This window comes from Pantoea sp. AS142, from assembly GCF_037152305.1.
GTDB lineage: Bacteria > Pseudomonadota > Gammaproteobacteria > Enterobacterales > Enterobacteriaceae > Pantoea.
In genome coordinates, this window is record NZ_JBBCMO010000009.1 from 156413 (window position 1) to 171855 (window position 15443).

The following is a 15443-nucleotide window of genomic DNA, read 5'->3' on the forward strand; positions in this document are numbered from 1 at the left end:
GGAGAAGGCTACCGACGACGGTCTAGGATCTCAAAGCAGTAGCTATGGGAATTTTGTTCGTCAGCGTCGTGGAATTCGCTGAAAGTTGACTGCCACTCATCCGGCTCGTAATCCGGGAACTGTGTATCACCTTCAACTTCTGCATCAATGTGCGTGAGATAAAGACGATCGGCACGCTTCAGCATCTGCTCATAAACGCGTCCGCCGCCAATCACCATGATCTCTTCTGCGTCACCGGCTGCCTGTACCGCCTCATCCAGCGAAGTGACCCAGGTGACGCCTTGATGGGTGCCCGGCTGGCTGCTGACCACGATATTCAGCCGGCCAGGTAAAGGTCGTCCAATGGATTCAAAGGTCAGTCGACCCATAATCACCGGTTTCTTCAGCGTATTGCGCTTGAACCACGCCAGATCTGCAGGCAGGTCCCACGGCATGGCGTTTTCCATTCCAATAATGCGATCTGCTGCTAATGCCGCGATAAGACTAATCATGTTAACCACTCACTGGAAAAATTGGCGCCATAATACGTAAAGGTGAAACTTTCGTCGATAGGGGGACAGGTCTAAATGCGTAAAGCTTTTCATGACGCCGTTTTTCACGGCCTGTGCAGCGTTTTTCACCACGTAATCACGCCAGTTTGCCGCAGCTCGGCATCAGACTGGCACAAAAATCGAGAGGAAAAGAAAACGGCTCCCGAAGGAGCCATCAGACTGCCGATAAACCCATATCAGAGTGAACCTGGTCGCAACGGATAAGCACAGTGCGCAGGGGATACGTCAGAAGACGAAAGCGTCCTGCGCGCCCGGATGGCGCGGGCCGAGCGGCCAGGGATTGGCATTAGCGTATGACCTGACTGTGTTCCCTGTCCTGGCACGGTCTCATAGCGAATCGAGCCAGGTTTTTACAACCGCCTGACGGCTCCCGCATGAAGCCGTCAGGGTTATCAGAAGTCGTAGCGCAGACGCACCAGATTCATATCACCCAGGTTATCGGTGCTGGAGGTAAAGACATGTTCGTAATCGACACGGAAACCGTAGTCGAGGAACAGCACCACACCCAGACCGTTGTCGATGCGCTGATAATCACGGCCTGTCGCATACTCAATGCGATCGCCCATGACATACGGCTGTACCGCTTTCAGACCATACTGCGCCACCGGAATCTTGTAACCGGCGAAATATTCAATGCCCCATGCATCGCCGGCAAAGTAGTCATGCACATCTTTGCGTTTGGTGGTCATGAAGTTCTGATACCAGCCACCGCCGGCTGACAATGTCCAGTTGCCTGGTGTCCAGCTTAGCGCGGTGCCGTAAATGTTCTGATCGTAATCTTTACTGCCGCCATTGTTCGGGTTACGCATCGCCGCGCGGGTATAGTTCCACGCCGTGCCCCAGCTAAGATCGTCAGTGATGTGGTAATCCACGCCCAGCGAGCCGCCGCCTTTGCGCTTATAGCGCAGGCCGTTGCCTGGCAGATATTCGTTATCTTCGAACAGGTAAGAGGCGTAGAGATCCGCCTCGCCGACGCTGTTTTTATACTTCAGCTGCTTACGTGAGCGGTAAGACCCGTCGTAGTCGCCGTTGATCCCGTTGCCCGGTGCCTGGCCGAGCATGTCGTAATCCCAGATATCAGTTTTGGCACCCACTGTGTCGTAATAGACGCTGTTCTGCTGACCAAAGGTGAGCTGACCCCAGGTTTTGCTTTTCAGACCGGTGTAGAGCTGACGACGCGTGGTGTTATGGGCACCCTCCGCATAGTGACGATCCCAACTGAAGACCGCCGGGACGTTAACGCCCAGCTCGTAGTAGCTGATCCAGCTGACGTCATCAAAAAGGGCGTAGTCAGCGCCGAAACGGAAACGGGTGCCACCATCAAAACCGTCGCGCTTGTAGGATTTGTCATCCACGCCGGTCTGATGATTGACCTGAGCACGAATGCTGCCGCCAAAAGTAAAGTTAAGACGGCTAAGCGGATCGCCTGCCTGCGGATCCTGTTTTAACAGGGTAATTTCCGCCTGGCTGGCGAAAGGAAGAATTGCCATCAGTGCAGCCACTGCACTCAGAGAAAAAGTACGCATTTTCATTTTTTATTTATGTCCTGATACGCTCCAGTGATGAGCGGCAGGCATAGTACTGGTGAACAATCCGCACAGGAAGTGTTTATATTATAAATTTGTGCAAACAGACCTTATCCGCACCTAAAGCTAAAAAATTAAGCCAAATCAGTTACTTTAACACAAATACCTTACTTTACCCGGACCTGTTTTTCAGATTATCGCCAATAAAACGGCAAAAAAAACGGCTCCCGTGGGAGCCGTTTATCACATTACATCGCCTTTATCTGGGCATGCATCTCCTGAACGGAGATAACCTGTTCCGTCGGGTCAGCATTCAGCGCCATGGCGGTCGCAAAGCCGCCGTTCAGCGTGGTGTCGTAGTGCACTTTATACTGAAGTGCGCTGCGGCGAATCAGCTTCGAATCTTCAATCGCCTGACGACCCGCCGTGGTATTGACGATGTAGCTATACTCGCCATTCTTCAGACGGTCCTGAATATGCGGACGTCCTTCATGCACCTTGTTAACCAGGCGCGGATTGATGCCCGCTTCGCCCAGCACCACCGCCGTGCCGTGGGTCGCATCCAGTTCAAAACCAAACTTCTGCAGCTTAGCGGCCAGGTCGACGATACGTTTCTTATCGCCTTCACGCACCGACAGCAGCGCACGGCCCGACTTCTTCATGTTGCTCTGTGCGCCCAGCATCGCTTTGGAAAACGCCTCAGCGAAGGTGCGGCCCACGCCCATGACTTCACCGGTAGAGCGCATTTCTGGCCCCAGAATCGGGTCAACGCCCTGGAACTTGTTGAACGGCAGCACCACTTCTTTGACAGAATAATAAGGCGGAATCACCTCTTCAGTGACGCCCTGCTCTGCCAGCGTTTTACCTGCCATCACGCGCGCGGCGACTTTCGCCAGCGGGACACCGGTTGCTTTAGAGACGAACGGCACGGTACGCGCCGCGCGTGGGTTGACTTCGATCAGGTAGACTTCGTTGTCTTTCACCGCGAACTGGACGTTCATCAGACCGCGAACGTTCAGCTCAAAGGCCAGTTTCTCAACCTGCTGACGCATGACATTCTGAATCTCCTGATTCAGGGTGTAGGCCGGCAGTGAACAGGCGGAGTCACCGGAGTGAACGCCAGCCTGCTCTATGTGTTCCATAATGCCGCCAATCAGCACCCGCTCACCGTCGCAAATCGCATCCACATCCACTTCAACCGCATCATCCAGGAAGCGATCCAGCAGCACTGGTGCATCATTGGAAACCGAAACCGCCGTCTGGAAGTAGCGCTTGAGGTCGATCTCATCGTAGACAATCTCCATAGCACGGCCGCCCAGCACATAAGAAGGACGCACCACCAGCGGATATCCCAGGCCAGCGGCTTTCTCCACCGCCTGCTCCAGTGTAGCCACCGTGGCGTTAGCCGGTTGCTTCAGGTTCAGGCGCTCAACCGCCTGCTGGAAACGTTCGCGGTCTTCAGCCCGGTCGATGGAATCCGGGCTGGTACCGATAACCGGTACGCCCGCCGCTTCCAGGGCACGCGCCAGTTTCAGCGGTGTCTGACCGCCATACTGCACAATCACGCCTTTTGGCTGCTCAATGCGCACAATCTCAAGCACATCTTCCAGCGTGACCGGCTCGAAGTAGAGGCGATCAGAGGTGTCGTAATCGGTCGAGACGGTTTCCGGGTTACAGTTGACCATAATGGTCTGGTAACCATCTTCACGCAGCGCCAGAGCGGCGTGAACGCAGCAGTAATCGAATTCGATACCCTGACCGATACGGTTTGGTCCCCCACCCAGAATCATGATTTTTTCGCGATCCGGACTCGGATTGGCTTCGCACTCCTCCTCATAGGTGGAGTACATGTAGGCGGTGTCCGTCGCGAACTCTGCGGCGCAGGTATCCACGCGCTTATACACCGGGTGCAGGGTAAACTGCTGACGCAGCTTGCGAATTTCGCTCTCTGCCACACCCGCCAGCATCGCCAGCCGTGCATCGGCAAAGCCTTTACGCTTAAGGGTGCGCAGGAAAGTCGCATCCAGGCTGTTAACACCTTCCCTGGCCACCTGATCTTCCAGCCGCACCAGCTCTTCAATCTGCACCAGGAACCAGCGATCAATGTTAGTCAGGTTGAACACGCCATCAACCGACATGCCGGCACGGAAAGCGTCTGCGATGTACCAGATGCGGTCTGAACCGGCATCTTTCAGCTCACGCCGGATGCGGGTTAACGCTTCCGGGTCGTCGAGGTGCACTTTCGGGTCGAAGCCGTTAGCACCCACTTCCAGGCCGCGTAGCGCTTTCTGCATTGACTCCTGGAAAGTACGACCAATCGCCATCACTTCACCGACTGACTTCATCTGCGTGGTCAGGCGATCGTTGGCACCGGCAAACTTTTCGAAGTTGAAACGCGGGATCTTGGTGACAACGTAGTCAATTGCAGGCTCAAAGGAGGCTGGCGTTAACCCGCCGGTGATATCATTCATCAGCTCGTCGAGGGTATAGCCGACCGCCAGCTTGGCCGCCACTTTAGCAATCGGGAAGCCAGTCGCTTTTGAGGCCAGCGCCGAGGAGCGTGATACGCGCGGGTTCATCTCAATGACAATCAGGCGGCCATCTTTCGGATTAACCGAGAACTGCACGTTAGAGCCGCCGGTTTCAACACCGATTTCACGCAGTACCGCCAGCGAGGCGTTACGCATGATCTGATACTCTTTATCGGTCAGCGTCTGGGCAGGTGCAACCGTAATGGAATCACCGGTATGAATCCCCATCGCATCGAAGTTTTCAATTGAGCAGACGATGATGCAGTTGTCGTTTTTATCGCGCACCACTTCCATCTCATACTCTTTCCAGCCAATCAGCGACTCATCAATCAGCAGCTCATTGGTTGGTGAGAGGTCGAGACCGCGTTCACAAATCTCTTCAAACTCTTCGCGGTTATAGGCGATACCGCCACCGGTGCCACCCATGGTAAAGGAAGGGCGGATAATGCAGGGGAAACCGACATCTTCCGCCACAGCCAGCGCTTCTTCCATGGTGTGCGCAATGCCGGAGCGCGCGGTATCCAGACCGATGCTTTTCATCGCCACGTCGAAACGACGACGATCCTCTGCTTTGTCGATGGCATCAGCCGTCGCGCCAATCATGGTGACGCCAAACTCTTCCAGCACGCCATGACGCTCCAGCTCCAGCGCGCAGTTCAGCGCCGTCTGACCGCCCATGGTTGGCAGTACCGCATCCGGACGCTCTTTTTCGATGATTTTACGCACCACTTCCCAATGAATCGGCTCGATGTAGGTTGCATCGGCCATTTCCGGGTCAGTCATGATCGTCGCCGGGTTGGAGTTCACCAGGATGACGCGGTAACCCTCTTCACGCAGCGCTTTACACGCCTGCGCGCCGGAATAGTCAAATTCGCAGGCCTGGCCGATCACAATCGGACCGGCACCAAGAATCAGGATGGATTTTAAGTCTGTACGTTTTGGCATGAATTAGCTCCTGATTACTTCGCTTGCAGACGGAATGCGTCAATCAATTCAATAAAGTGGTCAAACAGCGGCGCAGCATCACCGGGGCCAGGGCTGGCTTCCGGATGTCCCTGGAAGCTGAATGCGGGCTTGTCAGTGCGGTGAATGCCCTGCACGGTTTTATCGAACAACGAAATGTGGGTAACACGCAGGTTAGCGGGAAGATTGTTCTCATCGACCGCAAAACCGTGGTTCTGCGCGGTGATCATCACGCGATTGTTATCCAGATCTTTCACCGGGTGGTTGCCGCCATGATGCCCGAGTTTCATTTTTACGGTCTTAGCTCCGCTGGCCAGCGCCAGCAGCTGATGACCCAGGCAGATACCGAACACCGGGATCTCGGTTTTCAGGAAGGCCTGAATCGCACGGATGGCGTAGTCGCACGGCTCCGGGTCGCCAGGACCGTTGGAGAGGAAAATGCCATCCGGATTCAGTTTCAGCACCTCTTCGGCAGACGTCTGTGCCGGAACCACGGTCAGACGACAGCCGCGATCAACCAGCATGCGAAAAATGTTACGCTTGACGCCGTAATCGTAAGCCACCACATGGTAAGGCAGTGATTCAGCGTCAGACTGCGCCGGCAGACCCGCATCCAGCGTCCAGCTACCCTGCTGCCAGCTGTAGGTTTCAGTGGTGCAGACCTCTTTCGCCAAATCCATCCCTTTCAGCCCGGGGAACGCCTGTGCTTTTTGCAGTGCCAGCGCGGCATCCGGATTATCGCCAGCAATAATGCAGCCGTTTTGCGCACCTTTCTCACGCAGCAAGCGCGTCAGCTTGCGGGTATCGATATCGGCAATCGCCACAATGTTGTTGCGCTGCAGGTAGGCGGATAAGCCCTCTTCACTGCGAAAGTTGCTGGCAATCAGCGGCAGGTCACGAATAACCAGGCCCTGGGCATGAATTTGGCTGGATTCTTCGTCGGCGGCATTGGCACCGACATTACCGATATGGGGATAAGTGAGAGTAACGATTTGGCGGGAATAGGAAGGATCAGTGAGGATTTCTTGATAACCGGTCATTGAGGTATTGAAAACGACTTCCCCCACTGCCGACCCTGTTGCCCCGATGGCCCGACCGTGGAATTGGGTTCCGTCTTCCAGAACCAGGATTGCTGACTTAATCAAAACATCCTCCAGGGAATAAACAGTCACATTATCTGCATATTAATTCAAAATAGTCGCCTGAATCAATGCAAAAACCGCCTGAATTGTCGATTTTTGGCAAATTGCGCGCATTCTAATGATCGCCCTGGTCATTGTCTACCCTGCAACGGATTTTTTTCATCTTTATCCACCTTATGAGGAAAATAACGGGTATAAGCGTCAAAAACAGGGGGAAACTCGGTGGAATAATCGTTTGCCACGCCGCTTAAAATCAAAAGCAGTGGTGTAAGACCTTTAATTTTGACCAAATGGTCAAAAATGACGTTCAGCGGGGGAAATAAACCATGAAAATACAAAAAAATGAGATTCAGAGTTAACTTTTGAATCAGGAAGGTATTTTTTAGATAAAATTAAGGGCAATAAAAAAATTGCCCTTTTCAATCAATTAATTAGTGATTGATATAGTCACATCACGATGGTTTACAGTACTCACAACATCGACAAATCAAGCACATCACGCATATCAAACAGACCTGATTTCTTGCCTTTCAACCATAAAACTGACTTAACCGCGCCATTTGCAAAGGTCATACGACTTGAAGCTTTGTGGGTAATCTCTACACGCTCACCGATATCTGCAAAAATCGCCGTATGCTCGCCGACAATGTCACCTGCACGTACCGTCGCAAAACCGATGGTCTGCGGCTGGCGTTCGCCAGTGTGACCTTCACGCGTATAGACCGCATGCTCATCCAGTTTCCACTGCATCGCGTCGGCAATCGCCTCACCCATTGCCAGCGCGGTGCCAGAAGGCGCATCCACTTTATGGCGGTGGTGCGCTTCGACGATCTCAATATCCGCGTACTCACCCATCACTTTAGCGGCCTTATCCAGCAGCTTCAGCACCAGGTTCACCCCAACGCTGAAGTTAGCGGCGAACACAATGGCGATATCTTCCGCCGCTGCACGAATAGCCGCTTTGCCTGCCTCATCAAAACCGGTGGTGCCGATCACCATCGCTTTGCCCTGCTCACGGCAGATCGCCATATACTCCAGCGTGCCTTCCGGGCGGGTAAAGTCGACCAGCACATCAAAGTCGTTAATCACCGCGCGTAAATCATCAGCGATGATGATGCCATTCTTCCCTATGCCCGCTAATTCACCCGCGTCGCTGCCGGTCAGCGATGAGCCAGGACGAGCCAGTGCAGCACCCAGTTCTATACCCTCTGCCTGCTGCGTCGCCTGAATCAGATTACGGCCCATACGGCCCGGCGCGCCAACAATAGCAATGCGGATAGTGTTCATATTTATTCATTCCTAAAACAAAACTATGCATCCAAAGCGTCATCAGGTTAACCACGAGTTAACAGGCACGCCACTATTAATCAGTGATAATAAGAATTTTATGCCAGTCGCCTGCGATTATCAGTAAAAGCAATCACGCCAGCAAACCACCGCTTTTTTGACAGTCTAAAAACAAAAAAAGGCCGAACAGCGTCGGCCTTTTTATCAGTGATATCGAAGCGTTACTGCACGTTACGCACGTCGACGCGCAGCTCTTTTGGTACTTCGAAGACGATATTCTCTTCACGGCCAATCAGCTCAATCGCCGCTTCGCCGCCAAGAACACGCAACCGCTGGATCACCTGCTGCACCAGAATATCAGGTGCTGACGCGCCTGCGGTGACACCGATGCAGGCCACGCCTTTTACCCACTCTTCCTGAATATCATCCGCAGAGTCGATCAGCTTCGCCAGCTTACCGGCACGCTGTGCCAGTTCAGCCAGGCGGTTAGAGTTCGAGGAGTTCTTCGAACCCACGACCAACACCACTTCCGCATCTTTCGCCAGGATGCGAACCGCTTCCTGACGGTTGGTCGTGGCGTAACAGATATCATCTTTACGCGGCCCGATAATCGCCGGGAAACGCTGACGCAGGGCATCAATGATGTCAGAGGTATCATCCACAGAGAGCGTGGTCTGCGTCATGAAGCTCAGATTGTTTTCGTCTTTGACGGTCAGTCTGAAGACATCTTCCGGTGACTCCACCAGATACATGCCACCATTAGGGTTGTTGTACTGCCCCATGGTGCCTTCGACTTCCGGGTGACCAGCATGACCGATCAGTATCGCTTCAACACCTTTACGGCTGGCGCGCGCCACTTCCATATGCACTTTGGTCACCAGCGGACAGGTGGCGTCAAACAGCATGGTCAGATTGCGCGCTTTAGCTTCGGCACGTACCGCCTGAGAAACACCGTGCGCTGAGAAGATTAAAATCGCGTTATCCGGGACTTCACTGATCTCTTCAATGAAAATAGCGCCGCGCTCACGCAGGCTGTTCACCACGTAACGGTTATGCACCACTTCGTGACGAACATAGATCGGCGCGCCATACATCTCCAGCGCGCGCTCAACAATACTGATGGCGCGATCAACGCCAGCGCAGAAACCGCGGGGATTAGCTAACAGGATTTGCATCGTTCGCCTCCAGCGCCGGATCGATTTCCAGCACCTCTACATCAAACTGAATACGATGACCTGCCAGCGGATGGTTGAAATCCACGGTGATTGAGTCACCGGACACCTCACGGATCACGCCTGGCATTTCACTGCCACCCATGCCACTGAACAGCATGATGGCACCCACTTCCGGCTCACCTGCGTCGACAAAGTCCCGACGCGAGAAATACTGGATCAGGTCAGGGCTGACGCCGCCAAATGCCTCTTCTGGCGCCAGAGTGAACTGTTTTGTTTCACCCGCTTTCAACCCCAGCAGTGCCTGCTCAAGTGCCGCAGAGAGACTGCCATCACCGAGACGGAACAGCGCAGGTTTGCCGTTTGCACGGGTCGATTCCGCCGTCGAGCCATCTTCCAGCTTCAGCGTAAAATGCACCAACACCGCGCTTTCGCGCTGTACGGACTCAGTCATCACTTACCCTTTCTGTTTAGCCTGTTTGCCGTTCGGGCTGAAAAAGCCCTCCAGCACCACCAATGCCGCACCAATACAGATGCCGCAATCAGCGATATTAAATGTAGCGAAGTGCCAGTTACCGACATAGAAATCGATAAAATCGACCACAAAGCCATGGTATGAGCGGTCAAACAGATTGCCTATCGCGCCGCCAATAATCAGGGCATACGCGATGTTAGCGATCTTCTGGCTGGTATGATTGCGATACATCATCACCATCAGGGAAATCACGATAGCCAGCGCAATACCGGCAAAGAACCAGCGCTGCCAGCCGCCTTTATCCGCCAGGAAACTGAACGCCGCGCCGTAGTTGTGCGCATAGAACAGGTTCAGGTACGGCATCAGCGGCTGTGTTTCATGCAGCATCATGTGGTTCATCACCCACTGCTTGCTGACGAAATCGACAATGATTACCACCAGCACCAGCCACAGCCAACGCAATCCGGTTGATAAAATAGGTTTACGCATCAGGCAAATTCACGCTGTTCGCCGTCACCGGCTACGTTAGTGTAACAACGACCACAGACCTCAGCATGCTCAGGATTCTGTCCAACATCGGTAGTGTAATGCCAGCAGCGCTGACATTTCTCGCCTTCCGCCTTGTGCAGCGCGATTTTCAGACCTTTCAGCAGGTCACTCTGCTGCGCTTCGTCGTTCGCCAGTGCGTAATCAGCCACCTGTGCGCCAGAAGTCAGCAGCACAAAGCGCAGCTCGTTACCCAGCGCCTGCAGCTTGGCGGCCAGTTCCGGATCGGCATACAGTGTTACTGTCGCTTCAAGTGCGCCACCGATACGTTTGTCCGCGCGTGCCTGCTCGATCACCTTGTTCACTTCGCCACGCACTTTCAGCAGCTCAGCCCAGTAGGCGTCATTCAGCGCTTCATCTTCAGCAAGGCCAAACAGACCCTGATACCACTCTTCGGTAAAGACATATTGTGCACGCTCACCCGGCAGATAGCCCCAGATCTCATCCGCCGTAAAGGACATGATCGGTGCCATCCAGCGAACCAGCGCTTCGACGATATGCCACAGCGCGGTCTGACAGCTGCGACGCGCCAGGCCATCGCCTTTAGCGGTGTACTGACGATCCTTGATGATGTCGAGATAGAAGCTGCCCATCTCTACCGAGCAGAACTGCATCAGGCGCTGGATCACTTCATGGAAATCGTAGTTCTCATAGGAAGCGACGATATCAGCCTGCGCTGCCTGCGCGCGGCCTACCGCCCAGCGATCCACCACCACCATCTCTTCCGGTTTCACCAGATCGGTGGCTGGGTTGAAGCCGTTGAGGTTAGCCAGCAGGAAACGCGCGGTGTTACGGATACGACGATAGGCATCAGCAGAGCGCTTGAGGATCTCATCGGAGACCGCCATTTCACCTGAGTAGTCGGTTGATGCCACCCACAGGCGCAGAATATCGGCGCCCAGTTTATTCATCACATCCTGCGGCGCAACGGTGTTGCCGATTGATTTTGACATCTTGCGGCCCTGACCATCCACGGTGAAACCGTGCGTCAGTACCTGACGATAAGGGGCTTTGCCTTTCATCGCCGTGGAGATCATTAGCGAGGACATAAACCAGCCGCGATGCTGATCAGACCCTTCCAGATAAAGGTCAGGCGCATGTCCGCCAAATTCCGGACGCGCATCCACCACGGAATAGCTGGTTGAACCGGAGTCAAACCATACATCCAGCGTATCCGGCACTTTAACGTACTGATCGGCATCGTCGCCCATCAGTTCGCGTGGATCAAGATCCCACCAGGCCTGAATCCCCTCCTGCTCAACACGCTGTGCCACTTTCTCCATCAGCGCCAGCGTGTCCGGGTGCAGCTCTTCGCTCTCTTTGTGAACGAACAGCGCCATTGGCACGCCCCAGGTGCGCTGACGAGAGATACACCAGTCAGGACGGTTCGCCACCATCGATTCGATACGCGCCTGGCCCCAGTCCGGGATCCACTGCACGCCTTTGATCTCCTTCAGCGACTGCGCACGCAATCCTTTCTGATCCATACTGATGAACCATTGCGGCGTGGCGCGGAAGATGATCGGCGTTTTATGGCGCCAGCAGTGCGGGTAGCTGTGCAGCAGTTTCTCAACGTGCAGCAGCGCGCCCTTCTCTTTCAGCAACTCAACGATCATGTCGTTGGCTTTAAAGACGTTGATTCCATCCAGCGTCGGATAGGTGCCTGGCAGATAGCTGCCATCCGGTCCGACAGGATTAGCGGTTTCGATGCCATATTTCTGACCGATGACATAGTCATCAGGGCCGTGACCCGGTGCCGTGTGTACCGCACCGGTACCGGCGTCCAGGGTCACGTGCTCGCCCAGCACCACCAGCGATTCAAGCGCCAGGAACGGATGCTGGAATTTCTGCAGCTCCAGCGCAGCGCCTTTGCATTCGCCCAGCACCTGCCATTCGCTGACACCAGCGCGCTTCATGACGCTTTCCACCAGCTCTTTGGCCAGGATCACGGCACGTCCCTCGATCTGAATCAGCTGGTACTCAAATTCAGGATGCAAAGAGATGGCACGGTTAGCCGGTAATGTCCACGGCGTCGTCGTCCAGATCACCAGTGAAATCGGGCCATTAACCTGTGCCACGTCAAACGCCTGACGCACAGCATCGGCATTGATGGCGTTGAACATTACGTCAATCGACGGAGACGTTTTGTCGTAATACTCCACTTCCGCTTCTGCCAGAGCAGACCGGCAATCCAGGCACCAGTGCACGGGCTTCGCACCTTTATGCAGGTGGCCGTTGCCGATAATTTTACCCAGCGCACGAATGATGTTGGCTTCGGTAGTGAAATCCATGGTCAGGTAAGGCCGATCCCAGTCACCCAGCACACCCAGACGGATAAAGTCCGACTTCTGGCCTTCAACCTGTTCAGCGGCGTATTTGCGGCACGCTTCGCGGAATTCAGCAGCAGTGACTTTCTCGCCAGGCTTACCGATCATCTGCTCAACTTTGTGTTCGATTGGCAGACCGTGACAATCCCAGCCCGGCACATAAGGCGAATCGTAACCCGCCATGCCTTTCGACTTAACGATAACGTCTTTCAGAATCTTGTTAACGGAGTGACCAATATGAATGCTGCCGTTCGCATACGGAGGGCCATCATGCAGGATAAAGGTTTTTTTCCCTTTTTTGGCTTCGCGGATGATGCCGTACAGGTTGTCAGCATACCAGCGTTGCAACATTCCCGGCTCGCGTTTGGCCAGATCGCCACGCATCGGGAATCCCGTTTCCGGCAAATTCAGGGTAGATTTATAGTCACTCATCAGATTTTCGATTCCGTTTTTCGCTCGGGTTAAAGCAGCCCAAAGAACTGCCGGGCTGTTACCACATCGTTCGCAATTTGTTCTTTCAACGCCTCCAGTGAGGCAAAGCGCTGCTCGTTTCGTATTTTCTGTTTCAGCACCACATCAATGTGACGACCATAGAGATCCATATTGATGTCGAGCAGGTGAACTTCAAGCTGCTGGCGTAAACCTTTTACTGTCGGACGGGTGCCAATATTGGCGACACCTGGCAGTGGCTTGGGCGTCAGCCCCTCTACCTCCACCGCATAAACCCCTTTCACCGGCGAGACGCTGCGGCGTAAAGGGAGATTCGCAGTGGGGAAACCCAGCGTGCGTCCCAGTGCATCACCGTGCACGACGCGGCCGGAAATAGTAAAGGGATGACCTAAAAGCGACTGCGCCAGCGCTAAATCATCCGCGGCCAGCGCCTGACGCACGGCGGTGCTGCTGATTCGCTTACCGCCGTCACAGAAGGTTTCGGTGCTGACGACCTCAAAGCCATACTCTGCACCGGCTTTCTGTAATAACAGGAAATCCCCCTGGCGACCAGCGCCGAAGCGGAAATCATCGCCTACCGCAAGGTACTTTACGTCCAGCTTATCGATGAGCAGGTCACTGATAAAACGCTGTGCAGACAAGGCGGCAAAGCGGCGGTCGAACCGCACACACAACACTTTATCGACGCCGGCTTCCGACATGTATCGCAGTTTTTCACGCAGGCGTGTCAGGCGAGCCGGGGCTTTATCACCGGCAAACAGCTCCAGCGGCTGTGGCTCAAAAACCATGACCACGACCGGCAGATTACGCTTGCGCCCCTCTTCACACAGCCGGGACATCAGCGCCTGATGTCCACGGTGTACGCCATCGAAATTACCGATAGTCAGAACGCAGCCGCGATGCTGCTCGTTAAGATTATGAATACCGCGGATAAACTTCATGGCTGGCCCAAACCGGTGGAAATCGGCGGATTATACCCTTGAAAGCGACTCAGGTTAACCCGTCAGCACGCCTTTCATGCTTTACGCACTGCATTTCCTGTTACAGAAGCGCATGTTAAGAATTTTGTCGCGAAATACTGTATTCAGCGAGGGGAAGCTGGTAGAATCTTGCGCCATCAAATACGTAACCGAGTGCTGCTCATAGAGCGACGCTTATTTGCACAAATCCATTGACAAAATCAGGTTAGAAGGGCATAGTCCTCGGCCTTTGATTTGTCTCTATAGAACACATTTGGGAGTTGGACCTTGGCTAATATCAAATCAGCTAAGAAACGCGCCGTAACATCTGAGAAACGCCGTAAGCATAACGCTAGCCGCCGTTCAATGATGCGTACCTTCGTTAAGAAAGTATACGCGGCGATCGCTTCAGGCGACAAAGCTGCTGCGCAGAACGCATTCAATGAAATGCAACCACTCGTGGATCGTCAGGCCGCTAAAGGTCTGATCCATAAAAACAAAGCTGCACGTTATAAATCAAACCTGACTGCACAGATCAACAAACTGGCTTAATCGCCCGTTGTTAATCGCTTTGTTGAAAAAGCCGGCGCTTACGCCGGTTTTTTTTCGTCTGTACCCTGGCGGGGGAAAAGTCCACTGAAGTCAGCGCGACAGATACGCTGCACCGCCGGATGCTGAATCATCCGCCCGACAAAGATAACATGATACTCCTCGAACACTGTATCAAGCCGCCCGACCTCGGCAATCGCATCACGCTGCCAGCCATCTTGCTGACCCAGCGCCGACGCGACAAAAATCGCATGATGCTGCACACCAAAGGCTTTCATTAAAGCCGCATCATCAAACTCCCCGAGAATATCAACCTGCAGCCCCTGACTGCTGATCCAGTTGAGGATTTTCCGGCCCAGCATTGAGCGGCGTCCGGGGATCAGTAGCGGGCGCGTCTCCAGGCAAGCCGGAAAGGGCACCCCGGGCTGCGGCTGGGTTGACCAGAAGCTTACCGGACATTCGCCCAGTTTCACGGAAAAAAGCCCCTCCTGCTGTGTAGCGTCGATAGAGCAGTCAGAAATAATCATATCCAGCTTATGCTGACTGAGCTGCTCCAGCAGCATTTCGTGTGTGGATTCAAAACAGCGCAGATGGATTTTCTCTTCTGCGATCACCGCTGTCTCCAGCACCTTGCTAACCAGCTGTTTAGAAAGCCCATCTGCCACGCCAATATCCAGCAGCAGATGCGACTCTTTTCGATAGTTCACGATATCCAGCATCTCCTGACCCAGCATAAACATGCGGTCCGCATAGCGGAACACCAGCTGCCCCAGTTCAGTCGGTACCAGCCCCCGCCCCTGCCGCCGGAACAATTTGCCCTGCAGGCGCGCCTCCAGCACCTTAATTTGACCGGTTATGGTCTGCGGCGTCAGTGAGAGGGTCTCTGCTGCGCCAGCTATCGATCCCGCGCGGCAGGCGTGCCAGAAGTAGTAGAGATGGTTGTAATTAATATGCGCCATAGGATG

Annotated in this window: 12 protein-coding genes; 1 reads left to right on the plus strand and 11 read right to left on the minus strand. The window is 54.1% G+C overall.

Translation table 11 applies throughout. The annotated features are described in order from the left end of the window. Positions 1-8: 8 nt before the first annotated feature. The 10 genes from folA to ribF all read right to left on the minus strand — a co-directional run bounded on the left by folA (position 9) and on the right by ribF (position 13911). Entirely contained in the window at positions 9-491 is a 483-nt protein-coding gene (gene folA / locus WFO64_RS16620; RefSeq protein ID WP_337013165.1) for a type 3 dihydrofolate reductase, read from the minus strand. 452 nt (positions 492-943) lie between these two features. Beyond that, positions 944-2077, minus strand: coding sequence for a porin (locus WFO64_RS16625; protein ID WP_442956157.1), 1134 nt, complete (start codon positions 2075-2077; stop codon positions 944-946). Between the two features lie 248 nt (positions 2078-2325). Then, positions 2326-5553 carry a carbamoyl-phosphate synthase large subunit gene (carB, locus tag WFO64_RS16630; RefSeq protein WP_337013167.1) on the minus strand — a complete coding sequence of 1076 codons (3228 nt, stop codon included), beginning with the start codon at positions 5551-5553 and terminating at the stop codon, positions 2326-2328. Between the two features lie 14 nt (positions 5554-5567). After that, positions 5568-6716: a glutamine-hydrolyzing carbamoyl-phosphate synthase small subunit gene (gene carA, locus WFO64_RS16635; protein ID WP_337013168.1), complete on the minus strand. Its 1149-nt coding sequence runs from the start codon at positions 6714-6716 to the stop codon at positions 5568-5570. 468 nt (positions 6717-7184) lie between these two features. After that, positions 7185-8000, minus strand: a complete 816-nt coding sequence (gene dapB, locus WFO64_RS16640; RefSeq protein ID WP_337013169.1) for a 4-hydroxy-tetrahydrodipicolinate reductase — start codon at positions 7998-8000, stop codon at positions 7185-7187. Positions 8001-8221: 221 nt separating this feature from the next. Then, positions 8222-9175, minus strand: coding sequence for a 4-hydroxy-3-methylbut-2-enyl diphosphate reductase (ispH, locus tag WFO64_RS16645; RefSeq protein WP_337013170.1), 954 nt, complete (start codon positions 9173-9175; stop codon positions 8222-8224). After that, positions 9156-9626: an FKBP-type peptidyl-prolyl cis-trans isomerase gene (gene fkpB / locus WFO64_RS16650; protein WP_337013171.1), complete on the minus strand. Its 471-nt coding sequence runs from the start codon at positions 9624-9626 to the stop codon at positions 9156-9158. Before fkpB ends, ispH begins: the two co-directional genes overlap by 20 nt. A gap of 3 nt (positions 9627-9629) precedes the next feature. Continuing rightward, the gene (lspA, locus tag WFO64_RS16655) at positions 9630-10136 is read right to left on the minus strand and encodes a signal peptidase II (RefSeq protein ID WP_337013172.1); all 507 of its coding nucleotides are present in this window, start codon (positions 10134-10136) and stop codon (positions 9630-9632) included. Further along, on the minus strand, positions 10136-12952 hold the full coding sequence (gene ileS, locus WFO64_RS16660; RefSeq protein ID WP_337013173.1) for an isoleucine--tRNA ligase: 2817 nt from the start codon (positions 12950-12952) through the stop codon (positions 10136-10138). The genes lspA and ileS overlap by 1 nt, the downstream gene beginning before the upstream one ends. 29 nt (positions 12953-12981) lie before the next feature. Beyond that, a complete protein-coding gene (gene ribF, locus WFO64_RS16665; protein WP_337013174.1) occupies positions 12982-13911 on the minus strand; it encodes a bifunctional riboflavin kinase/FAD synthetase in 930 nt (309 codons plus the stop codon). 306 nt (positions 13912-14217) lie between these two features. Here ribF and rpsT point away from each other — a divergent pair, with 306 nt between their 5' ends. Then, positions 14218-14481, plus strand: a complete 264-nt coding sequence (gene rpsT / locus WFO64_RS16670; RefSeq protein ID WP_008925553.1) for a 30S ribosomal protein S20 — start codon at positions 14218-14220, stop codon at positions 14479-14481. A 38-nt stretch (positions 14482-14519) separates the two neighbouring features. Here the strand turns inward: rpsT and nhaR are convergent, their stop codons facing one another. Then, positions 14520-15437 carry a transcriptional activator NhaR gene (nhaR, locus tag WFO64_RS16675; protein WP_337013175.1) on the minus strand — a complete coding sequence of 306 codons (918 nt, stop codon included), beginning with the start codon at positions 15435-15437 and terminating at the stop codon, positions 14520-14522. Positions 15438-15443 lie beyond the last annotated feature (6 nt).

Coding starts and splice junctions, on each gene's coding strand:
- folA (WP_337013165.1), bottom strand. CDS start 491: ATGATTAGTCTTATCGCGGCATTAGCAGCAGATCGCATTATTGGAATG.
- WFO64_RS16625 (WP_442956157.1), bottom strand. CDS start 2,077: ATGCGTACTTTTTCTCTGAGTGCAGTGGCTGCACTGATGGCAATTCTT.
- carB (WP_337013167.1), bottom strand. CDS start 5,553: ATGCCAAAACGTACAGACTTAAAATCCATCCTGATTCTTGGTGCCGGT.
- dapB (WP_337013169.1), bottom strand. CDS start 8,000: ATGAACACTATCCGCATTGCTATTGTTGGCGCGCCGGGCCGTATGGGC.
- ispH (WP_337013170.1), bottom strand. CDS start 9,175: ATGCAAATCCTGTTAGCTAATCCCCGCGGTTTCTGCGCTGGCGTTGAT.
- fkpB (WP_337013171.1), bottom strand. CDS start 9,626: ATGACTGAGTCCGTACAGCGCGAAAGCGCGGTGTTGGTGCATTTTACG.
- lspA (WP_337013172.1), bottom strand. CDS start 10,136: ATGCGTAAACCTATTTTATCAACCGGATTGCGTTGGCTGTGGCTGGTG.
- ileS (WP_337013173.1), bottom strand. CDS start 12,952: ATGAGTGACTATAAATCTACCCTGAATTTGCCGGAAACGGGATTCCCG.
- ribF (WP_337013174.1), bottom strand. CDS start 13,911: ATGAAGTTTATCCGCGGTATTCATAATCTTAACGAGCAGCATCGCGGC.
- nhaR (WP_337013175.1), bottom strand. CDS start 15,437: ATGGCGCATATTAATTACAACCATCTCTACTACTTCTGGCACGCCTGC.